Genomic DNA, 26,234 nt, shown 5'->3' with positions numbered 1-26,234 from the left:
TTTAAAAAACATACTCAATTCCAACACCTACAGCTTGCCTTACTTGCGTTTTTGGACCTTCGGTTACTTGTATGCCTGAAATTTCTCTTTTTGATTTGATATCATCATCGTAAATAACATGTGCTCCAATATTAGCTTTTACATATTGATTAACAATAAGTTCGACTTGAAAATCATAATCCACATCAATATTTCCAAAACGATTTACATAATCTGAATACAAGCTTAAGCGGTTTTCTAAATGGATATTCTTAAAAATTTCTTTTTTAATATGACCAGAGGCTAATATCCCTAATTCCATCTTCGATTTTTCTCCTTCAGTAAGCAAATTTCCATCCAGATCGTAGGTAGCTTTAGGAACTCCAAAGGCACCTTGATTGGCTAATGTTTGATCTAAGACTAAGGTTGTTTTAAATGTAAATGGAGAGATGTAAAAAATTCTTTTCTTCTCTTTGTTTACGTTTTCGGCACCAATTCCGATAAAAATATAAGCAGGTGCAAAAGGTTTTGATATCGCTTTTTTAGTATTTGGATAGGCGTATCCATTAGTAAACTGCGTGTTAAAATTGAATTTTGCAGAATGGTACCAGTTGGATAAAGTGTCTTGACGGTAGCCAAATGTAGAGTTTAATTGTATTGCATCATCTGTTTTTCTTACTTCGGTGCGTTCTTGTTTGTTCAAACCATATCGAATTAAAAGCTCATTTGCCCAAATATAATTGCTACGGGTATAAACTCTATGAAATTTACCTTTTAATAATCCTGAAATGGAACTTGTCCCCCCAGCACTCCAGTTTACGAAAGCCACTTCGGAAATGTCAAAGCCTACACTGTTTTTTTTACTCCAATAAGTTAAAGGAAGGTAGTGTGTTTTGGTTTGTATTTTTAGTGGGACATGCAATGATTTTCCTGCGGTTGTTAGTGTTGTTACAGGTGTGAGTCCATCGGAAAGAGTGGTGTTTGTTACTTCTTGGGAAAAACAATTAATAGAAATAATGCAGGTAAGTATGAGAAAGGCGTACGTTATTAATTTCATTTTGGAGTAGTTGTGTTTGAGGTTGCAAAATAATTATTTTAACAACTTGAAAAAAGTAATTCAAGACTTTTAACGTCAATTTTACAGTATTGTTGCAATTCGGCGACCGTTCCGTGTTCAATAAACTCATCCGGAATACCCAGAACCATTACTTTTGAAGTATAGTTATTCTCAGAGGCAAACTCGAGAATGGCACTTCCAAAACCACCTTTTACAACACCATCTTCTATGGTGATTATAGTTGTAAATTCATTAAAAATGGTATTTAATGCCTTTTCGTCTAATGGTTTGACAAACGAAAAATCATAATGCGCGATATTTTCTGGATGCTTTATTTTGGACATAGCCATGGAGACATTATTGCCAATAGTTCCATTGGATAAAACGGCTACTTTATAACCTTCTTTAATGCAAATACTTTTTCCAATTTCTATTTTTTCATACTTTCCATGATGTTGCGTTTGCCAATTTGCAGATACGCCGCGACCACGTGGATAACGTATAGCGATAGGATGATTTAATCCCAATTGTGCAGTGTATAAAATATTTTGTAATGCTATTTCATCGTTAGGCGCATAAATAATCATATTAGGAATGCAACGCAGATAAGCCAAATCGAAAACACCGTGATGCGTTGCTCCATCTTCTCCCACTAAACCGGCTCTATCCAGACAAAAAATCACCGGAAGATTTTGTAAAGCCACATCGTGGATTATTTGGTCGTACGCTCTTTGTAAAAAAGTCGAGTAAATATTGCAATATACAATCATTCCTTGAGTTGCCATTCCTGCAGCTAAAGTGACAGCATGTTGCTCTGCGATTCCCACGTCAAAAGCACGTTTAGGAAACGCATCCATCATAAATTTTAACGAACTGCCGGAAGGCATTGCCGGTGTAATCCCGATTATTTTTTCGTTTTTTCTGGCCAAATCCAGTACCGTATAGCCAAAAACATCCTGATATTTCGGAGGTAAATTTTCTTCTGATTTAAGGTAGATTTCTCCAGTTACAGCGTCAAATTTTCCGGGAGCATGGTATTTTACCTGGTCTTTTTCGGCTTGTTGCAGTCCTTTTCCTTTGGTGGTAATGATATGAAGAAATTTTGGCCCTTTTATTTTTTGCAAACGTTTTAATTCTTTAACAACGGCAAAAATATTATGACCGTCTATTGGACCTGAATAGTTAAAATTTAAGGATTTAATCATGTTGTTTTGCCTCGGATTTTTTCCTTCTTTTACGGCAGTGAGGTATTGTTTCAAAGCGCCCACACTTGGATCAATTCCGATGGCGTTATCGTTCAGAATCACCAACAAGTTTGCATCAGTAACTCCGGCGTGATTTAAGCCTTCAAAAGCCATTCCTGAAGCTATGGAAGCGTCGCCAATTACAGCAATATGTTGTTTTTTGAAATCGCCTTTTAAATTAGAAGAAATTGCCATTCCTAGAGCTGCCGAAATGGAAGTGGAGGAGTGACCTACGCCAAAAGCATCGTAAATACTCTCACTTCTTTTTGGGAAACCGGAAATACCTCCCAGTTGACGGTTGGTGTGAAAACTTTCTCTTCGGCCCGTGAGTATTTTATGTCCGTAAGCTTGATGGCCTACATCCCAAATCAATAAATCATTTGGTGTGTCAAAAACATAATGCAATGCAATAGTCAATTCGATAACTCCAAGACTGGCGCCGAGATGTCCTTCTTTTACAGCCACAATATCGATAATAAAATCGCGTAACTCTTGGGCGACTTGAGGAAGTTGGGCTTTGTCAAGCAGTCGTAAATCGGTTGGGTTATTGATGTTTGAAAGTAAACTGTTTTTCATTGTTTTATAAAAAGCAAATTTACGGTTTTAAATTGGAATCTTTTTTTCAATTTAAGACGATTCTAATACCTGTCTTACGATATACAGGTAGTTAATTAAATGGGTTAACTAAGTCTAGATTGGCTGCTTTTTGAAACAGCTACGATTAGTTATGGTATAAATATGTTTTGTCAAAACTATTTTGTTTAGATCAAAGAAATAGGTGCAGTGTATAATGTTCGTGTTTTTTTACCATTTTGTTCACTTGGTTTCCATTTAGGACATAATTTCAAAACTCTAATAATTTCACTTTCTAAAGCCTCGTTAATTTCGGATTGGGGTTTGACATAGGTTAATGAGCCGTCTTGATTCACTACGAATGAAATTGAGATTTCGGTAATTTTATTTTTTATATTTTCTGGATGTTTGAACTCTTCTTTAAAAAAAGTATAAAATTTTTCAATCCCGCCTTTATATTCTGGAGGGAATTCGAAACCGATACCTCCGTTGTAAATTACATCTTCAACAACAGTCTCGTTCTTTGTTGTTTCTTCACAAGCAATTGTTTGGGGATTTATAAATTTCACATGATTTACCTTGGTTGCTGGTGCAGGAGGTTGAACATGATTTTGGGTATTGTTTTTTTCTGGCAACATCATGCCAACAGTTATTCGAGATGCTTTTGTACTGTCTCTAACCACTTCAACAGCATCAATTTTTTGTTTGTTTCCATTTTTATCGGCACAACTAAACAAAGTGGTTCCCATTGTGATAAACAATGCTAACAAAAACATTTTGTGATACTGAGTTTGAATATAAAGTGCATGACTCGGGATTTGAATTGTTATCGTATCTAATTGTGATTTTCTAAATCTTCCGCAGATATTTTTGTTTTGATTTTGAATGAAAAAATGCTGTACTTCATCAGGAAGCATTGTAGTAAAATCGATAACTGACTTGGAACAACTTAAGCAAAAACGACCGTTTTCCTTTGGAGTCATTTCATCCCAGTTTTCGCTACAAGGTTCGGGAATCGCTATTTTGTACTTTCTTTCCATTTTTAAATTTCAATATTTAAATATACTAAAAAATAAATTGTAAAGCCCTATTTTTGTATTTATGATAAATCCTTTCACCGACGAATATTTCATGAAAAAAGCTTTGCAGGAAGCCGAAATGGCTTTTGAAAAGGGCGAAATTCCTGTTGGCGCTCTAATTGTAATTGATAATAAAGTCATTGCCAGAAGTCATAATTTAACCGAATTACTTCATGACGTTACGGCTCACGCCGAAATGCAATCCATCACTGCTGCTGCGAATTATCTTGGCGGAAAATATTTAATGGGTTGTACGCTGTACGTCACACTGGAGCCATGCCAGATGTGCGCCGGAGCTTTGTACTGGAGTCAGATTTCAAGAATTGTCTATGGAGCCACTGATGAAAATCGTGGTTTTGTAAAAATGGGAACGCAATTGCATCCTAAAACAACTGTCGTTTCTGGAATTATGGCGAATGAAGCGTCGGAGTTGATGAAGCGATTTTTTCTGGAGAGAAGGAAGTAAACTATTCAAGATGTTTGCTAGCCCTGATGGGAACGGTATCCTTTTTATTTTTTCTTTAAAAATAAAAAGATACAAGTATACAGCAGGACACAAGCGGTATTGAACTGACGAAGTAAATAGCTCCTTGTAAATCTGAAATGTGAAGGAAAATTAAATTGTTCACATTGTTGAATTTTCTTCCTAAAATAATAAATTAAATAATCTACATTTACTACAGTATAACGGTAACATCCCAATTTTGGTGTTACTTGTGAGATGTTACAATAATTTAATTTATAACCCATTAACTCTAGATAAAAGTGAAAACAAAAGGATTAATTTACGTATTTTCTGTGTTTTTTTTGTTTCAAGCGTGTGGTAGAAAATCAGTCGCCGATTTTAATTCAGATTTCTCATTATTCAAAGAGTTTGTCGTTAGTTTTACGGGAGGAATTGTTTCTTCAGAATCTGATATTAGGGTAATTTTGGCTTTTGATAAAAAAGAATGGAAAATCAATGAGGTTTTAGATAGCGATTTGTTTACTATTTCTCCTACTATAGACGGAAAAGTAATTGCCCTTTCGAACAATACTATTGCTTTTATTCCCGAAAAAAAGCTAGAATCGGGCACGGAATATCAAGTGACTTTGCATTTGGATAAACTGAATCCAAAGGTTGCCGAGAAAAGCAAGGAACTTTCCAATTTCAATTTTACGGTAAAAACTATAAAACAGGATTTTGTTGTCAATACGCTCTATGTTCAATCCTATAGCCAAGAATACCAATATCTGAATGGTGTGCTCAAAACCGCAGACAATATCGATTTGGAAACTGCTAAAAAATTGATTGAAGCCGAGCATAATGGAAGCGATTTGAAAATTGTTTTCGAAAAAGCGAACACAATTGGTAAAGAATTCAAGTTCAGAATTGACAGCATTCAACGATTGGAATCTAAAAGCAATCTTGAGATAAAATACAACGGTAGTGATTTTGATATCGATCAAAAAGGGACTATCGATTTCCCGATTACGGCATTGAAAGAGTTCAAAGTCGTTAAGACAGAAATTCAAGAAGGAGATAATCAAACGTTATCCATTAATTTTTCAGAGCCATTAGAAAAAGGACAAGATTTTAAAGGATTGGTTGCCATTCAAAACACGAATAATTTAAAGTTTTCTGCACAAGGAAATGTGTTGAAAGTTTATTTTATTAATGAAGTATCCGTTCAAAAACCGGTTGAAGTTGCTCCAGAACCAGTTGCAGAAGTTGTAACTATTGATTCTACAGCTATGGCTGTCGATAGTGCTTTGGTTGAGGAGCCTGAAGAAGTTGCCGTAATTGAGCCTGAGCCGGTTGTTGATTTGCAAAAGCTTACAGGAGAACTGTTGTTGGAAGTTTTTCAGGGAATAGAAAGTCAATACGGTAGAAAGTTAAATGAGAATTATACCGAGAAAATATCATTTGATGAAATAAAGCCAAGCGTTCGTTTTATCAAAAACGGAACGATTCTGCCAAGTTCTAATAATTTAAAACTTAATTTTGAGGCTGTAAACCTGAGTGCTGTTGATGTAAAAGTGTATAAAATTTACAAAAACAACATCATGCAATTTTTGCAATACAACGAACTCAATGGCAGTCAAAACCTGAAAAGAGTTGCGCAACCCATTGCCAAATCAAACCTGAATTTAAAAGAAAATACATTAATAAATCTGAGTGAGTGGAACACTTTTGCTTTGGATTTATCTAAAATAATTACTCCTGAACCAGGCGCGATTTATAGGGTAGAATTTGTTTACAAGAAAAAATATTCTTTGTACAAATGCGAAACCGCGGATGAAAATACAACCGAAGAGGAAGAAGATATTGATGAGAATGATGTCAATTACAGCGGAAACTCTTACGATGATTATTATGATGATTACGAATGGCGAGAAAGTCATGATCCTTGCTCTAGTTCTTATTTTTATAATGCCAAAATAGCAACCAATATTCTGGCTACTGACTTGGGGGTAATTGCTAAAAGAGGCGAAAACAAATCGTATTTGTTTGCCGTAAATAATATTGTCACCACTGAGCCAGTTACAAATGCAAGAGTAGATTTGTATACTTTTCAGCAGCAAAAAATAACTACAGGGACCACCAATAGCGATGGAATTGTGACTTTTCAGTTGGATAAATTTGCCTATTTTGCTATTATAACTCAAGGTGCGGAATCTACTTATGTTAAATTAGACGACGGGAATTCATTGTCAGTGAGTAATTTTAATGTGGCTGGCGAGACTTTGCAAAAAGGACTTAAAGGATTCATTTATGGAGAACGTGGCGTTTGGCGTCCTGGAGACAATTTGTATTTGTCTTTCATTTTGAATGATGCTTCGAATAAAATTCCACTAGGACATCCTATAAAATTTAGACTAGCCGATCCAAATGGAAAAGTAACGTATCAAACGGTTCAAAAATCGAATGAATGGAATCATTATGCGTTTACAATTCCAACAGAAAATGATGCGCCTACCGGAAATTGGGAAGCAGTGGTTAGCGTAGGTGGTGCGAAGTTTTATAAAAGTCTAAAAATTGAAACCATCAAACCCAATCGGTTAAAAATAAAAAATACCTTCAAACGAGCTATACTTTCATCAGCGTATCCAAATACCAGCAGTCTTGAAGTAGCTTGGCTTCATGGCGCTGTGGCCAAAAATTTGAATGTTGAAATGCAAGCCAAATTTTCGCAACAAACTACGACTTTCAAAAATTATGAAAAGTATATTTTTGATGACTTGGTTCGAAAATTCAGCACCGAAGAAGTTACCGTTTTCTCAGGGAAATTGGATGATAATGGAAAAACGAATGCTACGATAGACCCAAAAATACAAGGAGAAGCACCAGGAATGTTGAAAGCGTCCTTTATTACCAAAGTGTATGAAGAAGGAGGCGATTTTAGTACTGATGTTATAGCGACGACTTATTCTCCGTACAGTACTTATGTGGGGATAAAGTCACCTGAGCCCAATAAATACGGAATGCTAGAAACCCGTAAAATGAACCAATTTGATGTGGTTACTGTCGATGAAAACGGAAGACCAAAGTCTGTTAGAAATCTGGAAGTAAAAGTGTACAAAGTAGAATGGCGCTGGTGGTGGGATGCGTCTAGCGATAATTTATCCAATTATAACTCTGATAATGCGACGACTTCGTATAAAACTTTTATTGTCAATACCGATACTAGTGGAAAAGGAAATGTCCGTTTTGCCTTGGCTGATGAAGAGTGGGGACGTTATATGATTCGGGTTTCTGATGCTGCTGGCGCACACGCAACGGCTTTGACGGTAAATATCGATTGGCCAACATGGTCTGGAAAAACTAGAAATACAGATGCTTCTACAGCCAATATGTTAGTGTTTTCAACCGATAAGGAGAAGTATGCCGTGGGCGAAAATGCTCAAATTTCGTTCCCATCTAGTGCAGGAGGGCGTGCTTTTATCTCTATCGAAAATGGCTCGAAAGTAGTACAAACGCTTTGGGCGAAGACCCAAAAAGGAGAAACCAAAATAACCATTCCGATTACAGCTTCTATGGTGCCAAATGTGTATTTCAATATTACGCTGTTGCAACCACACGCTTCAACCAAAAATGATTTGCCAATCCGTATGTATGGAATTGTACCTATCGAAGTGGTTGATAAAAACACCATCCTTGCTCCCAAATTAGTAATGCCAGATGTGTTGCGTCCCGAGCAATTATTTGCTTTAAAAGTGCTTGAACAATCTGGAAAAGCAATGACCTACACAATTGCCATTGTTGATGAAGGATTATTAGATTTAACCCGTTTCAAAGCGCCAAATGCTTGGGACAGTTTTTATGTTCGGGAAGCTTTGGGTGTAAAAACCTGGGACATTTACGATGATGTAATTGGAGCGTATGGCGGAAGAGTGAATCAGATTTTCAGCATTGGAGGAGATCAGGATTTGGGTGGAGGAAAAGCCAAAAAGGCGAATCGATTCAAGCCGGTTGTGATTTATATGGGGCCTTTTAAATTGGAGAAAGGACAAACCAAAACCCATCAAGTAAAATTACCGAAATACATTGGTGCTGTAAAAACAATGATTGTGGCTGGAGATGCAACTACAAGTGCGTATGGAAGTGTCGAAAAAGCAACTCCGGTTCGCAGTCCGTTAATGGTGTTGGCGTCGTTGCCAAGGAAAATTTCTCCATCCGAGAAAGTAACCATTCCAGTTACTGTTTTTGCGATGGAAAAAAACATCAAAAATGTTACGATCCAGATTAAGACGAATAACGGTTTAAAAGTCATTGGAAGTGCTGTACAAAAATTATCATTCGCACAGCCAGACGAAAAAATGGCTTATTTTAATTTGGCTGTTGGTTCTGTTACCGGGATTGGAAAAGTGCAGATTGTGGCGACCTCCGGCAAGGAAAAATCAATGTACGATGTAGAGATTGACATGACGAATCCGAATCCAGTGACCAATACGTTTACCGATGTGATTTTGGAACCGAATAGTACTAAAACTATTTCGTGGAAAACATTTGGTATTGCTAGAAGTAACAAAGCAAAATTGGAGGTTTCTTCGATGCCAACAATTAATTTAAACGGACGATTACAATATTTGATTCAATATCCACATGGTTGTGTCGAGCAAACTACTTCGTCTGCTTTTCCACAATTGTATTTGAATGATATTGCCGATTTGGATGATACGCGTCAGCAATTAATTCAAAAAAATGTGACTGCTGCAATTACACGATTAGGAGGTTTTCAATTATCGAATGGTGGAATGTCGTATTGGCAAGGAGGAACAGATGCAGATGATTGGGGCACTTCGTATTCAGGGCATTTTATGATTGAAGCAGAGAAAAAAGGTTATTTTCTGCCAATCGATTTCAAATCCAAATGGATTTTATATCAGCAAAAAGAAGCTAAGCAATGGAGATTTGAGGCAAGGTATGGAAATGATTTAGCGCAGTCCTATCGCTTGTACACTCTGGCTTTAGCTGGTACTCCCGATTTATCTTCGATGAACAGATTGCGTGAAACCAAAGGAATTTCGAACGAAAGTAAATTGCGTTTGGCAGCGGCTTATGTATTGGCAGGGCAAAAATCAGCAGGTTTGACGTTGCTGCTGAACAGTTATATAGAAGACGATTCTAATTCTAATTATTACTATTATGGTTCTAGCGACAGGAATCGTGCAATGGCTTTGGAAACAATGTTGTTGCTTGGACAAAAGCAAAAAGCATTTGCAATGGCAACAAAACTAGCAAAAGATATGTCAAGCGACCAATGGATGAGCACACAAACTACAGCTTATTGTTTGTATGCAATGACTAAGTTTTCTGCGAGCAATGGTCCAAAAGGAATCGATGTTCAGTTCAGTAAAGACGGAAAAGCACAATTAATTAAAACGATGAAAACCATCGCAGACCGAAGTCTGCTTGTCAAAACGGGTTTGAATAGTGTGACTTTAAAAAACAACAGAAAGAATAGATTGTACGTTCGTGTGCTGAATACAGGAATTCTTCCAATTGGACAAGAAATAGCGATTCAGAGTAATGTTTTGGCTTCTGTTGTTTTCAAAAACAGAAAAGGAAGTGTTATCAATGTGTCTAAAATCAATCAAGGAACTGAATTTGTTGCTGAGGTAACCGTTAAAAACCTGAAAAATGAACGTGCAGAAAATGTGGCGTTGTCCCAAATTTTGCCTTCTGGTTTCGAAATTGTAAATACCCGTTTCACGGATTACGGTGACGTAACCAATAATGTGGCTGATTATATTGATATTCGCGATGATAGAACCAATTTCTATTTTGGATTAAAAGCGAGAGAAGTAAAAACCTTTAGAATATTACTAAATGCCTCTTATTTAGGAGCCTATTATTTGCCAGGACTGCAATGCGAAGCAATGTATGACAATACGTTTTTGGCTAGGACGAAAGGTTTTTGGGTACAGGTAGTGAAGTAATTCGTATCCTAACAGGTTTTAGAAACCTGTTAGGTATTACAAGAATTAAATTGATTTTTATTTTTAGGATGAAGTTACACCTAACAGGTTTTGGAAACCTGTTAAGACAATAAAAAAGTATATCAGATATGGAAAAAGATATTTTCGAATCAGGTCATTATTATCACATATACAATAGAGGTAATAACAAAGAAAATATTTTTATTGAAGAGAAAAACTATAATTATTTTCTGGAAAAAATGAAGAAATATCTTTTGCCAATTGCAGATGTTAATGCCTACTGTTTGCTCAAGAATCATTTTCATATTGTTTTGAAAATTAAAGATCAAAAGGAGTTGCCAGGAAAATTTAAGGAGAAAATTCATTTACCTTTTTCTAATTTTTTTAATTCGTATGCCAAAAGCATAAATACTGCTTATAATCGAACAGGAAGTTTATTTCAAGAACATTTGCGAAGAAACAGAATTGAAAATGAAGAGTATTTGAAGCAATTGATAGTATATGTTCATTTAAATCCTGTAAAACATAAATTTACGGAATCATTCGAAACATATTTGCATTCGTCCTACCATTCTTATATGTCAAATAAAGAAACAAGTATCGATAGAGATTTTATTTTCGAATTGTTTGGAGGTTTAGAGGATTTTAAGTTTTATCACGACGAAAGGAGACTGGTTTATAAGGGTGTAATTGACGCGATTGATAAAATGGATGAATAAATTATATTTGGTTTACTTATCCTAACAGGTTTCCAAAACCTGTTAGGTATCTTTAGTTTGAATAAAATTTCCTAAATTAATTAAAAGAGATAATATTGCGAAGGTTAAGTTTGCTTATCCTAACAGGTTTCCAAAACCTGTTAAGTATTTATTTAGGTTATACTAATCTTTTATTGAGGAGTGAATGTACACCTAATAGGTTTTGGAAACCTGTTAGGATAGTAAAACCTCTTAGGAAGAAAAACAAAAGTTTACTTTGAAAAACAAACTCATAGCGTTCCTGCAACGCATAATCAATTGGATAAAATTAAATAAAATTAAATCATCAATAGCTTTTTTGCTGTTGGTGGTTTATTATTTTTCGTTGCCGCGAACATTGTTTCAAGAGCCTTATTCTACTGTAATTGAAAGTAAAGAAGGAGAATTGCTTGGCGCCAAAATTGCTCTTGACGGGCAATGGCGATTTCCAGTACAAAACAGTGTTCCTGATAAATTTAAGAAGTGTATTGTTTATTTTGAAGACGAATATTTCAATAAACACCCCGGATTTAATCCTGTTGCGATGGTTAATGCTTTTCAGCAAAACAGGAAGGCAGACAAAGTCGTTCGTGGAGGAAGTACTTTGACACAACAAGTCATTCGCTTGTCTAGAAATGGGAAAGGTAGAACTTATTTTGAGAAAATAATTGAACTCATTCTTGCTACCCGATTAGAATTGGGGTATTCTAAAAATGAAATTTTGGAATTATATGCATCACATGCACCATTTGGAGGAAATGTGGTGGGCCTCGAAATGGCTTCTTGGCGGTATTTTGGTGTACAATCCCATCAACTGTCTTGGGCGGAGAGTGCAACTTTGGCCGTTTTGCCAAATGCGCCCAGTTTGATTTATCCAGGGAAGAACCAAATCAAATTATTGAGCAAGCGCAACCGACTTTTGTTGAAATTAAACCAGGAAGGAATTATTGATAAACAAACGTACGAGCTTTCGATAGATGAGCCATTACCTCAAAAACCTTTTGATTTACCGCAAATTGCCCCTCATTTATTGCAACGTGTTGCCAAGAATCAGGAAGGAACCAAGGTGAAAACGACAATAGAAATTGGGTTGCAAAATAGAGTCAATCAAATTGCAAAGTATTATTACAATCAATACAAGCAAAATGAAGTACATAATTTAGCTATTTTGGTAATTGATGTGTCCAATAGAAATATAATGAGCTATGTGGCCAACTCTCCTACGGACGGCAATCATCAAAAAGATGTTGATATTATTGATGCACCAAGAAGTACAGGAAGTATTCTAAAACCGCTTTTATACGCCGGTATGCTCGATGATGGGGAGTTATTGCCCAATACGCTAGTAGCAGATATTCCGACGCAGATTGCGGGGTATACGCCTCAGAATTTTAACCTGACATTTGATGGAGCAGTTCCAGCGCATCGGGCATTAGCGAGATCCTTAAACATTCCTTCTGTATTGATGTTACAGGATTTTGGAGTGAATAAATTTTATGAAGAATTGCAACGATTTAAATTAAAGGACATCTCAAAACCGCCCGATCATTATGGCTTATCGCTTATTTTAGGTGGTGCCGAAAGTAATTTATGGGATTTATGCCGAACCTACGCCGGTTTGTCTTCAACTTTAAATTTTTTCAATAAAAATCAAGGAAATTACAGAACCAATGAATTTGCTGAATTAAACTATCAAGATGATTTTCAAGTTGATTTTGGAGACGAAACCAAGCAAAAGAATATCTTAGGCTCAGGATCGATTTGGCTCACGTATAAAGCAATGGAACAAGTCAATCGCCCCGAAGGAGATGAGGCTTGGAAATTCTATGACAGTTCGCTCAAGATAGCTTGGAAAACAGGAACGAGTTTCGGGAATCGTGATGCGTGGGCGATAGGAACGAATGCGAGATATGTTGTAGGTGTTTGGGTTGGGAATGCAACAGGTGAGGGCAGGCCAACCTTGACGGGAGTTAGCAGTGCCGCACCTATTTTATTTGATGTTTTTAATTTATTGCCAAGACAACGATGGTTTGATACTCCATTTAAGGATTTAGAAGAAGTTGAAGTTTGTAATTTAAGCGGTCATTTGGCTAAAGACGGTTGTCCCAAGATAAAACAACTTGTTCCGAAGAAAGGAAAAAACACATCTATTTGTCCGTATCATAAAACAGTACATTTGGATAAATCATTACAAGTTCAAGTCAACAGCAGTTGTGAAAACATAGAAAATATAGTGACTAAAAACTGGTTTGTTTTGCCTCCCTTGATGGCTTGGTATTACAAAAGTCAGCATATTGAGTATTTGCCTTTGCCCCCGTTCAGGAGTGACTGTATGGGAACACAAACGGCTGTAATGGATTTTATTTATCCAAAAACAAACAGTAAAATCTATCTTACGAAGAATTTCAATAGTGAAGTTCAGCCCGTGATTTTAAAAGTGGCGCATTCGCAACGGGAAAGCAAGCTGTTTTGGTATGTTGATAATGTGTTCAAAGGCAGTACCAAAACCTTTCACGAAATGCCTATTTCAGCCACGACAGGATCTCATTACATCACTGTAGTGGATGAATTTGGAAACGAAATTCGAAGAAAAATTGAGATTGTTAGGGAATAGTTTATGAAATTCCAAATACCTATTTTAAAAGAGAATGTTTTTTTGAAAATATTTATTACAGCCCTGATGAAAACGGTATCCTTTTTATTTTTTATTTAAAATAAAAAGATACAAGTGTACAGCAGGAAACAGCTCCTAAAAAAAAAGAGCAAAAAAAAACCCCTCAATTTCTTGAGGAGTTTGTTATTTATTCTATGACAGCATTTTCTTTTTTGTCGTAGAAATGATATTCTAAATACGTGTAAGCGTCACGAGGTATGATTTTCACCCACTTTTTATGTTCAAGAAACCATTTTGAACGTAATGATGGAAAACCTTTGGTAAGGTATGCGGCCACAAACGGATGTACATTAAGCACAACATCTTTGTGGTTTTTTAATACTCTTTCCAGATCAAAAGCGATTTTATCAATGATTTGAATTGGCGCTTCAATTTCGCCACTTTCATTGTTTGGATCTTCTTCTCTGGTCTTAATATTTACTTCTGGTCTTACCCTTTGTCTTGTAATTTGAACTAATCCAAATTTACTCGGAGGTAAGATCTTGTGTTTAGCCTTATCGTCGCTCATTTCTTCTTTCAAGAAATCGAACAAAACTTTACGATTTTCAGGATTTGACATATCGATAAAATCTACTACGATGATTCCGCCCATATCACGAAGACGTAATTGTCTTGCGATTTCGGCAGCTGCAATCATATTTACTTCCATGGCTGTATCTTCCTGGTTGGTGGCTTTATTAGAACGGTTTCCGCTGTTTACGTCGATGACGTGCAAAGCTTCAGTGTGTTCGATAATAAGATACGCCCCTTTACTCATGGATACTGTTTTTCCAAAAGAAGTTTTGATTTGTCTCTCTATGTTGTATTTCTCAAAAATAGGTGTGTCTTTTGATTGATAAAACTTAACGATTGATTGTTTGGATGGTGCAATTTCTTGCAAATAATCCTTTGTTTGGTTGTACAACTCTTCGTCATCAATTTGAATACCACTAAAGGTATCATTGAATACATCTCTCAATATTGAAGAAGCTCTGTTGAGTTCTCCCAATACTTTAGACGGATGATGAGCAGTTGGTAATTTTTTACACATTGCAGTCCATCTGCTGAGCAGGTTCTGCAAATCTTTTTCTAATTCGGCTGTATTTTTGCCTTCGGCTACTGTGCGAACAATAACACCAAATCCTTTTGGTTTGATGGATTGTACTAATCGTTTCAAACGGTCTTTTTCTTTTTTGTCTTCTATTTTTTGTGAAATAGAAACTCGGTCAGAAAACGGAACCAAAACTATAAATCTTCCGGCAAGAGAAAGCTCGGCGCTGATTCTTGGTCCTTTGGTAGATATAGGTTCTTTGACGACTTGTACTAAAACAGATTGATTGGAACTTACTACATCAGTAATAGTACCATCTTTGTCTATTTCTTTTTCAAACTGGAAGGTTTTTAGGGAGAAATCTTTTAATTTACCTGCGCTTACAAGTTTTATGAATTTCAGTTGGGAAGCTAAATTAGGTCCTAAATCGTGGTAATGTAAAAAAGCATCTTTTTCGAAGCCTACATTTACAAAAGCAGCGTTAAGTCCGGCAACTGGTTTCCTGATTTTGGCAATAAAAATATCACCAACCTGGAAGTTGCTTTTTTCTTCTTCTTTGTGTAATTCAATTAGTTTTCCATCTTTTAATAAGGCAAAATCTACGGCTTCAGAACTAGATCTAATGATTAATTCTTTATTCACACTGTAAATTTTTTATTTATTCGCCAAAGCGAACAAATGGATTAAACAATATTTTAACAGGTATTGAACCCGGGGAAAATTAGCTGGCAGTTTGCAGTGTTAAGTTGGCAGTTGACTGACTACTAAAAACTGAATACTGATGACTAACTTTCAATTTCAATGAACGTTTAAAAAGAAAAAAGTAGTTTAAAACTACTTTTTCTTTTTGTGACGGTTAGCTCTCGCTCTTTTCTTACGTTTGTGCGTTGCTACCTTATGTCTCTTTCTTTTTTTACCACTTGGCATGTCTTGTCGATTTTATGATTAATATTATTATTTTGCTTCGTTATTTGTTTTCACTCCTTCTACAAAAACTTTTGCAGGTTTAAATGCAGGAATGTTGTGTGCAGGAATTTTTATTGTGGTATTTTTAGAAATATTTCTTCCTGTTTTCTCTGCTCTAGTCTTCACTATAAAACTTCCAAAACCTCTTAAATAAACATTGTCTCCAGTTTCTAATGAATTTTTTACTTCATTCATAAAAGTCTCTACAGTTGCCTGTACATCTCCTTTTTCAAGACCTAATTTTTCTGAAATTTTTGCTACGATATCTGCTTTCGTCATTTTCTTTCCTATTTATAATGTTGTACTATTTTTTTGAGTTTGCAAATATAGGAATTTAAAAAACAATTATTCAAGCTAATTCATTAAATTTTAATCACATAAACTTTTACTTTTGCTATCAAATAATTAAAACATGATTTTTTCTAACGTGTTAATACAATGGTATTTACAAAATAAACGCGATTTACCTTGGAGAAATACCACTGATCCGTACCCCATTTGGCTCTCTGAAATTATGTTGCAACAAACGCGTGTTGCGCAAGGAATGCCTTATTTTTTGTCTTTTACAACCGCTTTTCCCACTGTTTTTGATTTGGCGAAAGCCAATGAAGAACAGGTTTTGAAACTCTGGCAGGGATTAGGGTATTATTCCAGAGCCCGTAACTTGCATAAAACCGCGCAGTATATAGCACAGGAATTATCAGGAGTATTTCCAGGCAATTATAATGACTTATTGAAACTGAAAGGGGTAGGAGAATACACCGCCGCTGCCATTGCTTCTTTCTCCTATAATGAGGCCGTTCCCGTTGTTGATGGAAATGTGTTCCGGGTTTTGTCCCGCTATTTCGATTTGGATACTGATATTGCTCAGGCTTCCGCCAAAAAAGAATTCGCTGCTTTGGCTTTGGAACTGATGCCAAAGGATACCCGAGGCGGAGCCGAACGGAGCGAAGCTAATCCTGCGACTTTCAATCAAGCTATCATGGAATTTGGCGCGTTGCAATGTGTTCCTAAAAGTCCAAATTGCGGCAGTTGTGTTTTCAATGAAAGTTGTGCCGCTTTGCAAAAAAATAAAGTCAATCAGTTGCCTGTAAAGTCCAAAAAACTAAAGGTAAGGAACCGATACTTCAATTATCTTGTGGTTACAGATGAAATGGAAAATACCACTATTCAGAAACGAACGAACAAAGGAATTTGGCATAATCTATATGAATTTCCTCTGATCGAAACAGAAAAAGAGGAAGATTTCCATTATGTAAGTGAAACTGTTCAAGGTGATTATTTTAAAGACAATACTGTCATCAGCATGTTAGAATACAATGAAAAAAGTATTATTCATAAATTGTCACACCAACATTTACACATCAAGTTTTGGAAAGTAAAAGTAAAAGGAATGATTGAAAACGGAATTGACGTTAAAACGTTGAGAACTTTTCCGTTCCCAATTGTGCTTCATAATTTTATTGAAAAGGAATTATAGAGTTTCTAAAAAAATGTATCTTTGATAAAATACCACATTCTAAAATGAACGGAACATTAAATAAAGTTATGCTAATTGGTTTTCTTGGCGATGATGTCAAAATGCATTATTTTGACGGAGGCAACTGTATCGGAAGATTTCAGTTGGCAACAAACGAAGTATACATCAACAAAACTACCAATGAAAAAATCACTTCTACAGAGTGGCATAATTTGGTAGTACGCAATAAAGCGGCTGAACTTTGTGAAAAATACCTTTCTAAAGGCGATAAAATATATGTGGAAGGACGTATTAAGTCCCGCCAATGGCAGTCAGAGGACGGAAGCACAAAACACACCTCTGAAATTCAGGTAACCGAATTTACTTTTCTTTCCACAAAAAAAGACAGTGAAAACAACAAACAAATTCCTGCAGCTGATATTGCTAAAAACACTAATTTTGACCCGGAAAATAATGTCTTGCCTATTAATGACTTGCCATTTTGATTGTTTAATTAATCTTGACTAATTTGGACCCAGAGCCCAGTTTATTTTTTGCTTACGTTATTGATACTAATGTAGTATTTGGCTTTACAGGAATAGTTATTTTGCTGTTTTGTTCCGCTTTAATTTCAGGTGCTGAAGTAGCCTTGTTTTCGTTGTCACAAAAAGACATTGACGAAACGCTGCAAGAAAACAACTCTAAAGGGAAACTTATTGCTGCACTTTTAGAAAAACCAAAAAAACTCGTGGCGACACTTCTTGTTGCTAATAATTTCATCACTATTTCGGTAGTATTATTGTTTTCATTTGTTGGGAAAACTATTTTTTCGGCAGTAACAGCACCACTTTTAAAATTTATTCTGGAAGTACTGACCGCGACTTTTTTAATTTTATTATTCGGTCAGGTCTTGCCAAAAGTATACGCCAGTAGAAACAATAGAAAGTTTGCCAAATTGATTGTGTATCCAGTTGCTTTTTTGGACAAATTGCTTTCGCCAATAAGTTTACCCATGCGCGCTGCAACAATTTATCTGCATAATAAATTGGGAAAGCAAAAAACAAATTTCTCCGTAGATCAATTATCACAAGCCTTAGAATTAACAGCTTCGGATCAAACTTCTACAGAAGAGCAAAAAATTTTAGAAGGAATTGTAAGCTTTGGAAATACCGATACAAAGCAAGTAATGAGTCCCCGAATCGATATATTTGCTTTAGAAATAGACGAATCATTCTCTGTTATTTGTCCTAAAATTATAGAGAAAGGATTTTCCAGAATTCCAGTGTATCGAGACAATATAGACCAGATAGAAGGCGTTTTGTATGTCAAAGATTTGCTTCCGCATATTAACACGAATGAATTTGACTGGAAATCATTGTTGCGAGAGCCTTTCTTTGTTCCTGAAAATAAAAAACTGGACAATTTGTTGAAAGATTTTCAGAGTATGAAAAGCCATCTCGCGATAGTTGTCGATGAATATGGAGGAACTTCCGGTTTGGTATCACTTGAAGATGTTATTGAAGAAATTGTAGGTGATATTAGTGATGAATTTGACGATGAGAATATTAATTTTTCTCAAATTGATGATAAAAATTACCTTTTTGAAGGAAAAATAAACCTCAAGGATTTCTATAGAATAATTGATGTCGAGGAAGAATTATTCGAAATAAAAAAAGGAGAAGCTGAGACATTGGCTGGTTTTATTCTTGAAATTTTAGGAAATTTTCCAAAAAAAAATCAGAGAATTTCATTCGAAAATTGTCTGTTTACAATAGAAGCCGTGGATCAAAAGCGGGTGAAGCAAATAAAAGTAACAATTGAATAATCCTTCCCCTAGCCCCCTCCAAAGGAAAGGGAATTCTTGTGGAATACGATTCTTTAAAAAAATAAAAGATTAAATAAATTTAGAATAGAAATGTTTAAAAAAACAATCACTTTCTTGGCAATAGTAATAATGTCCTTACTGAGTTTCAGTTGTAAAGATGATGTCTTGCCAAAACCATCCAGCCATCTTCGACTGGATTATCCAGAAGCTAAATATGTAAATTTCGCAAATGAATGTCCTTTTACTTTTGAAATGAATTCGGCTGCCATTATCAAAAAAGAGACGGATTGCGGTTTTACCATTACGTATTCAAAAATGAAAGCAACTATTTATCTCACATACAAACCAGTCACGAAAAACATTAATGAACTGTTGCGGGATGCGCAAAAATTGACTTTTGAACACGTGATAAAAGCGGACGATATTCTGGAGCAACCGTATTTGAATCCCGATAAAAAAGTATACGGTATGTTTTATCAGGTAGAGGGAAATGCGGCCACCAACTCACAGTTTTATGCTACGGACAGCACGCGACATTTTGTGACAGGTTCCGTTTATTTCTATGCAAAACCCAATTATGATTCTATTATGCCGGCGGCGAGTTATATCAAAAATGACATGCAGCGACTGATGGAAACCTTGAAATGGAAATAATAACACTATAAATTTTCAACAAGCAATATTTTTTTATAATCATACAAGACATTTAATTACAAATAAGCGTGTAAATATTAGATACAGTGCTTTCTTAAATGACTTTGACTTTCTTGTATAAAAAAAGCATTCGGTTACTGGCGAATGCTTTATTTATGCAATTTAAAAGTCTGAATTACGACTTCATATTTGAAACTTTGTATGTTTTACCATCTGCGGCGGCTTCAACAACTTTTGTCAATTTTTCTGGAGTTTGAACTGTTTTGTCAAAAGTTACAGTAGCTAATTTTTTTTCAAAATCTACCGTTGCTTTCTGAACGCCGTCAAGTTTGGTTAAATCTTCTTGAATCGTTTTGGCACAACCCACAGCGCATGTCATTCCTTCCACAGAGAAACTCGCTGTCTGAAGATTGGCAGCTGCAATTTTCTTCGGCTGTTCGCTATCGCTCGGGTCTTTTTCGATTTTTAAAGCTTCTGTAGTTGCTGTTTCTTTTGAAACTATTTCCGTTTCTTTTTCTTTACAGCCTACAAATGAAATACTTGCAAGTGCTAGCGTTACGATTGATTTTTTATAATTCATTATAATGTAGATTTAAAAGATTAAAAGCATGTTTGTATCTCACAAAATTAATTAAAAAAAGAAAGACTAATTCATAAAATAATTACAATTTTGGGGCAAAATTATTTTTATGGATTCAAAGCAGTTAAAATGGTTGTACTTGATAGTTCTCGCCTTGGTGTGGGGAAGTTCATTTATACTAATAAAAAAAGGATTAATTGGCTTAACGGCTTTACAGTTGGGATCGTTGCGAATCATTTTTGCAGCTGTTTTTTTAATATTGATAGGATTTAAAAGTTTGTCCAAAATTCCGGCACATAAATGGAAATACATTGCTTTAACATCTTTATTCGGGACATTTATACCCGCTTACTTGTTTGCGATTGCACAGACTGAAATTGATAGTTCTGTGAGTTCTATTTTGAATTCGCTAACTCCTTTGAATACATTAATTCTTGGCGCTTTGGTTTTTGGACTGCAATTCAAAAGAAATCAAATTTTTGGAATTCTAATTGGTTTATTAGGAAGCGCCTTGTTGATTTTGAACGGTGCCATGCATCATCCTGAACAAAACTATTATTATGCTATTTTAGTTCTAATAGCGTCGATATGCTACGCGGTGAATGTGAATTTAATCAAAAAATTTTTGCATGATTTGAGTCCGCTGAGTATTACTACCGGGAATTTTATGGTATTGTTTTTTCCGGCATTCATAATCTTGTTTTTCTCCGGTTTCTTCGAAATAGTACATGATGTAAAAGTGCAGGAATCGATTATGTTTATAATGATTCTTGGAGTTGTAGGAACTGGAATTGCGAATATTTTGTTTTTTAAATTGATCCAAATGTCTTCACCAGTTTTTGCTACTTCAGTAACCTATTTAATTCCTGTTGTTGCTTTTTGCTGGGGATTATTAGACAATGAAATGCTTACGTCAGTGCAGTTTTTTGGTGCCTTTATTATTTTAATCGGAGTGTATTTATCATCGAAGAAGTAACGATTAATTTGAAAAGTTTAAATATCATAAAAAAATAAAGGCTGTCTAAAAAATAGACAGCCTTTATTCACTCATTCAAATTTTGATTATTGAAAATCAGCATCTGAAACACCTTCATTAATTTTTACATCAGACATTTTTATATCCAATTCAAAACCCACATTTTGTATGATATTAAAAGGAACTTTAACTCCTTTTACTTCTTTGTAATCTGCATAATTTGTAGTTTGTGTGATGCTTTTACCGCCTTGTTCAACTACTTTAGATTCGGCTAATTTCAAACCAGATGCTACTTCATAAAACAAAGTAGTTTTTCCGTTTTTAACAGCATAAGCGTCTTTTCCGTTTATAGACTCAATAGATTCTAAAGTTAATCCTTGTTTTTTAGAAAGAGATAATTCTTCAAATGGTGTTGCAGCTGCTTTCATTTCTGTTAGCATTGTTCCTTCGATGTTTTGGCGCTGTCCTTGTTGCATTACGTAAGCTCCTTTTTCATTTACTACTTGTTTCATTATGCTCATTGTTCCCATGGCTAATTCAACCATAAGTTTTCCTTTAGCATCAATTTTAGAAGTAAAATTTAATGGAGAAGGCGCTTGTGGAATTGTTGTAGTTCCGATCATTGCGATTGTTTTTACAGCCGAAGCTGCTTTTTCGCCGCCAATAGCTTTGATGTAATTGTCAATAACACTTTTTGCAGTAACTCCAGCTGGAACCGATTTTTTGAATTCCGATTTAGCCGTTGGATTTCCGTATTTATCAAAGTACGATACCGGGAATTTCAATTTTTCTAAACCAGGAGCTACATCAGCGGCTTTTCCTACAATTACAATTCTGCTGTTGTCAGCCAAGAAATATTTATTGGCAACTCTTAAAATGTCATCTGCTGTTACAGCGCTGATATTTTTGATGTAATTCTCGTAAAAATCAGCCGGTAAACTTTGCGTTTGAATTCTCAAAGCATATCCTGCTACCGTTTGTGGTTTTTCAATTTGCATTACAAATCGTCCAATGTATCCTGCTTTTACGCTGGCTAACATTTCGTCAGTCACTTTTTCAGTTCTGATTTTTTTAAATTCTTTCAGAATTTCTACAACGGTACTGTCTGTTACCGCATTACGAACTTGTGTTGAGGCGTTGAAAGTAGAAACGCGTTTGTCTCCGTAAATGCTAGTTCTAGCGTCGTACGTCCATCCGTGAGCTTCTCTTAAGTTCATATTAATATAACTGTTGAAATCACCTCCAAGGATTTGGTTTGCTATCAAAACAGCAAAATAATCAGGATCAGTCATTTTAAGTTTCGAAATATTCCCTACCGAAACTTCTGATTGAACTGCATTCGGCATATCAATAAAGTTGATTTGTGTTGCCGAAACATCTTTTGGATCGTTGTAAGGAATAGAAGGAGCAGCTGCTTTTTTCCATGAACCAAAGAATTTCTCTACCATTTTTTTTGTTTCTTTGAATTTCACATCACCAACAATAATTAGGTAAGCGTTACTTGGAACAAAATAAGTATTGTAATTTGCTTTTACATCCGCAAGTGTTACATTTTTCAACGTAGCTTCGCTTACATATTCGCCTGCGGGATGGTTTTTTCCATAAGTTAAAACATTTATAACTCTTGCTGCTACTGCTGAAACGCTTTTTTCTTGTATTTTCAATCCTTCAATAAGTTTTGTTTTTTCTTTATCAAATTCTTCTTGAGTAAAATTTGGATTTAATGCTCCATCAGCCATTAATTCTAAAACTCTTCCAGAATATTTAGATAATGCGCTTGCAAAAGCACCATTAGAACTAAAATTTATGTTGGCTCCCAGGAAATCCACTTCTTCATTGAAAGCTGTTTTAGAAATTTTAGTTGTGCCGCTTCCAATTAAAGTACTGGTCATGTCAGCAACTCCTTTTTTGTCGCCTTCAGTATACGGGTCATTGTCTAACGTAAGACTAAATGATACTCGAGGTAATTTATGGTTTTCTACCACCATAACTTTCAAGCCATTTTTTAATTCAAAGGTGATCGGTTTTCCAATTTTTACTGTCGGAGCGACTCCGGGTTTTGGCTGAGGGATGATTTGTCCTTGCATGATTACTGTTAAGAACAAGCTTGATAAAATTAATATTGATTTTTTCATAATGATATATCTTAGTTTTGAGCTTTGTCTTTAGATGGAACGTAATCCAAAACTAATCTTTGGTTTGGATTTAAATATTTCTTGGCAATATCTCTAATTTCTTCACGAGTGATAGAATGGTAGATTTCGATTTCGGTGTTGATTAAGTTTACATCACCATATAACAGATGATACGAAGCCAAGTTGTCAGCAATACCGTCAATGGTCGAGTTGCTGTTTACATATTGGTTTTCGAATTTATTTTGTAATTTTTGTAAGTCTTTTTCAGAAAGTAATTCCGTTTGAAGCTTTACAATTTCCAAGTCGATTTCAGCAAGAATATTTTCAGCAGTGTTTGGAGCTTGTGGCAAACCGTAAATGATGTAACTTCCGTAATCTTCTTGACTATTACTAAAAGCGCCAATCTGTAGGGCCATTTTCTTGTCGTCAACTATTTTTTTGTATAATCTTGAGCTTTTTCCATCGCTTAAAATAGATGAAATCATGTCTAGCACTCTGGCATCTCTGGTTTTCATAGACGGCGTTCTGTACGCTGCTACAATTGCAGGAATTTGGATGTTAGCATCTTCAAATTTTGCTCTGATGGTTTGAGTAATTGGTTCTTCAACAAATGTTTCTCTTTGAATAGCAGCTCCTTTTTTTATAGGTCCAAAATATTTTTGAATCCATTCCTTGGCTTGTTCATTTTTGAAATCACCGGCAACAATCAAAACAGCATTATTCGGAATGTAAAATTTCTTGTTGAAAGCTTGGAATTCTTCTAATGTTGCAGCGTCTAAATGGCTCATAGATCCAATAGTTGCCCAACGGTATGGGTGTTTTGTAAAAATATTCTTTTTTACTTCCGCTAAAAAGTTTCCGTAAGGCTGATTGTCAACACGTAGTCTTTTTTCTTCTTTCACCACTTCGTTTTGAGTATTAACACCAATTTGATTAATTACTGGATGCAACATTCTTTCTGCTTCCATCCACAAACCTAATTCTAGGTTGTTAGAAGGGAAAACTTCATAGTAATACGTTCTGTCATCAGTAGTGTTCGCATTATTCACACCGCCGTTTCCGGTCACAATCTTAAACCACTCACCGCGTTTGATATTTTCGGTTCCTTCAAATAACAAATGTTCAAAAAAGTGAGCAAAACCAGTTCTTTCCGGATTTTCGTCTTTGGCACCCACGTGGTACATTACTGATGTAATCACAGTAGGAGCAGATGGATCGTTGTGCAAAATTACATGCAAGCCATTGTCTAATTTGTATTCCTCAAAAGCTACTTTCTGCGCTGAAGCGACTCCTCCTAGCATAAACAAAGCACCTAAAGCCATTAATGAATTTTTCATAAGGTTAATAATTTTGTTAATATGTTAAGTTAGTAGGGGATTTAATTTTTTGTTACACAAAAATCATTTTGGCGTGGGAGATTTAACATTAGTTCATCAAGATGTTTCATATTAAAGCTTTAAAAAATCAATGAAATATAGAATTGTGACGTAAAGAATATTTTTTTTCTTCAACAGATTGCGAGGTAAATATTTAATTGTATATTTGCAACCTTAAAAATTATTAAAACAATCCAGTATGTATGCAATCGTAGAGATAGCAGGGCAACAGTTCAAAGTAAGCAAAGACTTAAAGGTTTATGTTCACCGTTTGACTAATGAAGAAGGTTCAAAAGTTTCTTTTGACAAAGTTCTTTTATTAGATGACAACGGAACAATCACTTTAGGCGCCCCAGCTATAGAAGGTGCTTCAGTAGAAGCTAAAGTGTTACAACACTTAAAAGGAGATAAAGTTATCGTTTTCAAAAAGAAAAGAAGAAAAGGATACAAAAAGAGAAACGGTCACAGACAATATCTTACTCAAATTGTAATTGAAGGTATTACTGGTGGTGGTGCAAAGAAAGCAGCTCCTAAAAAAGCAGCAGCTGAAGCAACTACAGAAGAAGTTGAAGCTCCTAAGAAAAAGGTAGCTAAAGCTAAAAAAGAAGATACACAAGAATAATAACAAAATAAAACTAATACGTCATGGCTCACAAGAAAGGTGTCGGTAGTTCAAAGAATGGTAGAGAATCAGAATCAAAACGTTTAGGCGTTAAGATATTTGGTGGTCAAGCTGCTATTGCTGGGAACATCATCGTAAGACAAAGAGGTTCAAAACATAATCCAGGTGCAAACGTTTACATTAGTAAAGACCACACACTACACGCAAGAGTAGATGGAGTTGTTTTCTTCCAAAAGAAAAGAGATAACAAATCGTATGTTTCCATACTTCCATTCGAAGTTGAAGCATAATTGATTTTCTCAATTATTTAAAAACCCGTCCCGATTTTATCGGGACGGGTTTTTTGGTTTTAATATTTCATGAAAAATTGATATCATGAATTATGTTTGAAGTTTCGATTGCAGATTTTTGATACCTGAATGAATTTGTATATTCACTTAAGAAAAGTTGTTGCTATTTTAAAAAACTCTCGCTGACTGCAATAAAAATTAAACTTCTGATTATTTATTCTAAGGTTTTGTATAAAATATAGCTGTTCAAAAGGAAGTAAAAAAAGGCGGGTAAGGAAACTAACAAAGAATCTTTCATCTTTATTCTTACGCCCACGCCAAGCAGCATCAACAAAGCTAAGCCGCCTGAGGCAAAAACTAAAATAGTGTAATTCTGGATGCCTATAAATAAACCAAAAGCGCCTGTCAATTCTAAAACAGCGGTTAATATTCCAAACTTTTCGAGGCCAAAGCGTTTGAATTCGTTTTTCATATTTGTAGAAACAAAATAAGCGATTCCGTAAATAAGAAACGAGGCTGCCGAAAAGAAAATAAGTACATTTAAGAAATTCATAT

The 26,234-nt window shown here is 35.3% G+C and carries 20 protein-coding genes; 11 read left to right on the top strand and 9 right to left on the bottom strand.

Annotation, left to right across the window (positions count from 1 at the left end; genetic code table 11):
* Position 1: 1 nt before the first annotated feature.
* The 3 genes from ACP7AQ_RS08240 to ACP7AQ_RS08230 all read right to left on the bottom strand — a co-directional run bounded on the left by ACP7AQ_RS08240 (position 2) and on the right by ACP7AQ_RS08230 (position 3,893).
* Positions 2 to 1,036: a DUF3078 domain-containing protein gene (locus ACP7AQ_RS08240; protein ID WP_426095104.1), complete on the bottom strand. Its 1,035-nt coding sequence runs from the start codon at positions 1,034 to 1,036 to the stop codon at positions 2 to 4.
* A 38-nt stretch (positions 1,037 to 1,074) separates the two neighbouring features.
* A complete protein-coding gene (locus ACP7AQ_RS08235) occupies positions 1,075 to 2,856 on the bottom strand; it encodes a 1-deoxy-D-xylulose-5-phosphate synthase (RefSeq protein ID WP_426095103.1) in 1,782 nt (593 codons plus the stop codon).
* Positions 2,857 to 3,041: 185 nt separating this feature from the next.
* Positions 3,042 to 3,893, bottom strand: coding sequence for an energy transducer TonB (locus tag ACP7AQ_RS08230; protein WP_426095102.1), 852 nt, complete (start codon positions 3,891 to 3,893; stop codon positions 3,042 to 3,044).
* Positions 3,894 to 3,954: 61 nt separating this feature from the next.
* On the opposite strand from ACP7AQ_RS08230, the gene ACP7AQ_RS08225 reads away from it, so the two are divergent.
* The 4 genes from ACP7AQ_RS08225 (at position 3,955) to pbpC (ending at position 13,706) form a co-directional block, all read left to right on the top strand.
* On the top strand, positions 3,955 to 4,398 hold the full coding sequence (locus ACP7AQ_RS08225; protein WP_426090800.1) for a nucleoside deaminase: 444 nt from the start codon (positions 3,955 to 3,957) through the stop codon (positions 4,396 to 4,398).
* A gap of 299 nt (positions 4,399 to 4,697) precedes the next feature.
* A complete protein-coding gene (locus ACP7AQ_RS08220) occupies positions 4,698 to 10,355 on the top strand; it encodes an alpha-2-macroglobulin family protein (RefSeq protein ID WP_426095101.1) in 5,658 nt (1,885 codons plus the stop codon).
* A 128-nt stretch (positions 10,356 to 10,483) separates the two neighbouring features.
* A complete protein-coding gene (locus tag ACP7AQ_RS08215) occupies positions 10,484 to 11,074 on the top strand; it encodes a transposase (RefSeq protein WP_426095100.1) in 591 nt (196 codons plus the stop codon).
* 256 nt (positions 11,075 to 11,330) lie between these two features.
* Entirely contained in the window at positions 11,331 to 13,706 is a 2,376-nt protein-coding gene (pbpC, locus tag ACP7AQ_RS08210) for a penicillin-binding protein 1C (protein ID WP_426095099.1), read from the top strand.
* Between the two features lie 187 nt (positions 13,707 to 13,893).
* Here pbpC and ACP7AQ_RS08205 read toward each other — a convergent pair whose 3' ends face one another.
* Together ACP7AQ_RS08205 and ACP7AQ_RS08200 are read right to left on the bottom strand one after the other, a co-directional pair.
* Positions 13,894 to 15,438 (bottom strand): Rne/Rng family ribonuclease, encoded by a 1,545-nt coding sequence (locus ACP7AQ_RS08205; protein WP_091203035.1) that lies wholly within the window; start codon positions 15,436 to 15,438, stop codon positions 13,894 to 13,896.
* 312 nt (positions 15,439 to 15,750) lie between these two features.
* Positions 15,751 to 16,041 (bottom strand): HU family DNA-binding protein, encoded by a 291-nt coding sequence (locus tag ACP7AQ_RS08200; RefSeq protein WP_066080765.1) that lies wholly within the window; start codon positions 16,039 to 16,041, stop codon positions 15,751 to 15,753.
* A gap of 133 nt (positions 16,042 to 16,174) precedes the next feature.
* Between ACP7AQ_RS08200 and mutY the strand changes: the two genes are divergently transcribed.
* From mutY to gldD, 4 genes are all read left to right on the top strand, one after another.
* Complete coding sequence (gene mutY, locus ACP7AQ_RS08195) at positions 16,175 to 17,242, top strand: A/G-specific adenine glycosylase (RefSeq protein ID WP_426095098.1); 1,068 nt, start codon at positions 16,175 to 16,177, stop codon at positions 17,240 to 17,242.
* A 44-nt stretch (positions 17,243 to 17,286) separates the two neighbouring features.
* Positions 17,287 to 17,727, top strand: coding sequence for a single-stranded DNA-binding protein (locus ACP7AQ_RS08190; RefSeq protein ID WP_426062888.1), 441 nt, complete (start codon positions 17,287 to 17,289; stop codon positions 17,725 to 17,727).
* A gap of 23 nt (positions 17,728 to 17,750) precedes the next feature.
* Entirely contained in the window at positions 17,751 to 19,046 is a 1,296-nt protein-coding gene (locus ACP7AQ_RS08185) for a gliding motility-associated protein GldE (protein ID WP_426095270.1), read from the top strand.
* A 90-nt stretch (positions 19,047 to 19,136) separates the two neighbouring features.
* Positions 19,137 to 19,700 (top strand): gliding motility lipoprotein GldD, encoded by a 564-nt coding sequence (gldD, locus tag ACP7AQ_RS08180; RefSeq protein WP_426095097.1) that lies wholly within the window; start codon positions 19,137 to 19,139, stop codon positions 19,698 to 19,700.
* A 175-nt stretch (positions 19,701 to 19,875) separates the two neighbouring features.
* Here the strand turns inward: gldD and ACP7AQ_RS08175 are convergent, their stop codons facing one another.
* Positions 19,876 to 20,280 (bottom strand): heavy-metal-associated domain-containing protein, encoded by a 405-nt coding sequence (locus tag ACP7AQ_RS08175; RefSeq protein ID WP_426095096.1) that lies wholly within the window; start codon positions 20,278 to 20,280, stop codon positions 19,876 to 19,878.
* Between the two features lie 109 nt (positions 20,281 to 20,389).
* Between ACP7AQ_RS08175 and ACP7AQ_RS08170 the strand changes: the two genes are divergently transcribed.
* Entirely contained in the window at positions 20,390 to 21,256 is an 867-nt protein-coding gene (locus tag ACP7AQ_RS08170; protein ID WP_426095095.1) for a DMT family transporter, read from the top strand.
* Between the two features lie 86 nt (positions 21,257 to 21,342).
* Here ACP7AQ_RS08170 and ACP7AQ_RS08165 read toward each other — a convergent pair whose 3' ends face one another.
* Together ACP7AQ_RS08165 and ACP7AQ_RS08160 are read right to left on the bottom strand one after the other, a co-directional pair.
* Complete coding sequence (locus ACP7AQ_RS08165; RefSeq protein ID WP_426095094.1) at positions 21,343 to 23,391, bottom strand: insulinase family protein; 2,049 nt, start codon at positions 23,389 to 23,391, stop codon at positions 21,343 to 21,345.
* 11 nt (positions 23,392 to 23,402) lie between these two features.
* Positions 23,403 to 24,728, bottom strand: a complete 1,326-nt coding sequence (locus tag ACP7AQ_RS08160; protein WP_426090809.1) for a M16 family metallopeptidase — start codon at positions 24,726 to 24,728, stop codon at positions 23,403 to 23,405.
* A 238-nt stretch (positions 24,729 to 24,966) separates the two neighbouring features.
* On the opposite strand from ACP7AQ_RS08160, the gene rplU reads away from it, so the two are divergent.
* Both rplU and rpmA read left to right on the top strand, forming a co-directional pair.
* Entirely contained in the window at positions 24,967 to 25,389 is a 423-nt protein-coding gene (gene rplU / locus ACP7AQ_RS08155; RefSeq protein WP_426062894.1) for a 50S ribosomal protein L21, read from the top strand.
* A gap of 23 nt (positions 25,390 to 25,412) precedes the next feature.
* Positions 25,413 to 25,679, top strand: a complete 267-nt coding sequence (gene rpmA / locus ACP7AQ_RS08150; protein ID WP_086453627.1) for a 50S ribosomal protein L27 — start codon at positions 25,413 to 25,415, stop codon at positions 25,677 to 25,679.
* Positions 25,680 to 25,893: 214 nt separating this feature from the next.
* On the opposite strand, the gene ACP7AQ_RS08145 is transcribed toward rpmA, so the two are convergent.
* On the bottom strand, positions 25,894 to 26,232 hold the full coding sequence (locus ACP7AQ_RS08145; RefSeq protein WP_091203024.1) for a DoxX family protein: 339 nt from the start codon (positions 26,230 to 26,232) through the stop codon (positions 25,894 to 25,896).
* Between the last annotated feature and the right edge of the window lie 2 nt (positions 26,233 to 26,234).

The sequence above is a fragment of the Flavobacterium sp. DSR2-3-3 genome, assembly GCF_049896585.1.
Taxonomy (GTDB): Bacteria; Bacteroidota; Bacteroidia; order Flavobacteriales; family Flavobacteriaceae; genus Flavobacterium.
This window is presented reverse-complemented; position numbering and strand designations above follow the sequence as displayed.

What these genes read in the sequence shown, in the direction of transcription:
- ACP7AQ_RS08240 (WP_426095104.1), bottom strand. Translation starts at nt 1,036, where the DNA reads ATGAAATTAATAACGTACGCCTTTCTCATACTTACCTGCATTATTTCT.
- ACP7AQ_RS08235 (WP_426095103.1), bottom strand. Translation starts at nt 2,856, where the DNA reads ATGAAAAACAGTTTACTTTCAAACATCAATAACCCAACCGATTTACGA.
- ACP7AQ_RS08230 (WP_426095102.1), bottom strand. Translation starts at nt 3,893, where the DNA reads ATGGAAAGAAAGTACAAAATAGCGATTCCCGAACCTTGTAGCGAAAAC.
- ACP7AQ_RS08225 (WP_426090800.1), top strand. Translation starts at nt 3,955, where the DNA reads ATGATAAATCCTTTCACCGACGAATATTTCATGAAAAAAGCTTTGCAG.
- ACP7AQ_RS08215 (WP_426095100.1), top strand. Translation starts at nt 10,484, where the DNA reads ATGGAAAAAGATATTTTCGAATCAGGTCATTATTATCACATATACAAT.
- ACP7AQ_RS08200 (WP_066080765.1), bottom strand. Translation starts at nt 16,041, where the DNA reads ATGACGAAAGCAGATATCGTAGCAAAAATTTCAGAAAAATTAGGTCTT.
- mutY (WP_426095098.1), top strand. Translation starts at nt 16,175, where the DNA reads ATGATTTTTTCTAACGTGTTAATACAATGGTATTTACAAAATAAACGC.
- ACP7AQ_RS08190 (WP_426062888.1), top strand. Translation starts at nt 17,287, where the DNA reads ATGAACGGAACATTAAATAAAGTTATGCTAATTGGTTTTCTTGGCGAT.
- gldD (WP_426095097.1), top strand. Translation starts at nt 19,137, where the DNA reads ATGTTTAAAAAAACAATCACTTTCTTGGCAATAGTAATAATGTCCTTA.
- ACP7AQ_RS08175 (WP_426095096.1), bottom strand. Translation starts at nt 20,280, where the DNA reads ATGAATTATAAAAAATCAATCGTAACGCTAGCACTTGCAAGTATTTCA.
- ACP7AQ_RS08170 (WP_426095095.1), top strand. Translation starts at nt 20,390, where the DNA reads ATGGATTCAAAGCAGTTAAAATGGTTGTACTTGATAGTTCTCGCCTTG.
- ACP7AQ_RS08165 (WP_426095094.1), bottom strand. Translation starts at nt 23,391, where the DNA reads ATGAAAAAATCAATATTAATTTTATCAAGCTTGTTCTTAACAGTAATC.
- ACP7AQ_RS08160 (WP_426090809.1), bottom strand. Translation starts at nt 24,728, where the DNA reads ATGAAAAATTCATTAATGGCTTTAGGTGCTTTGTTTATGCTAGGAGGA.
- rplU (WP_426062894.1), top strand. Translation starts at nt 24,967, where the DNA reads ATGTATGCAATCGTAGAGATAGCAGGGCAACAGTTCAAAGTAAGCAAA.
- rpmA (WP_086453627.1), top strand. Translation starts at nt 25,413, where the DNA reads ATGGCTCACAAGAAAGGTGTCGGTAGTTCAAAGAATGGTAGAGAATCA.
- ACP7AQ_RS08145 (WP_091203024.1), bottom strand. Translation starts at nt 26,232, where the DNA reads ATGAATTTCTTAAATGTACTTATTTTCTTTTCGGCAGCCTCGTTTCTT.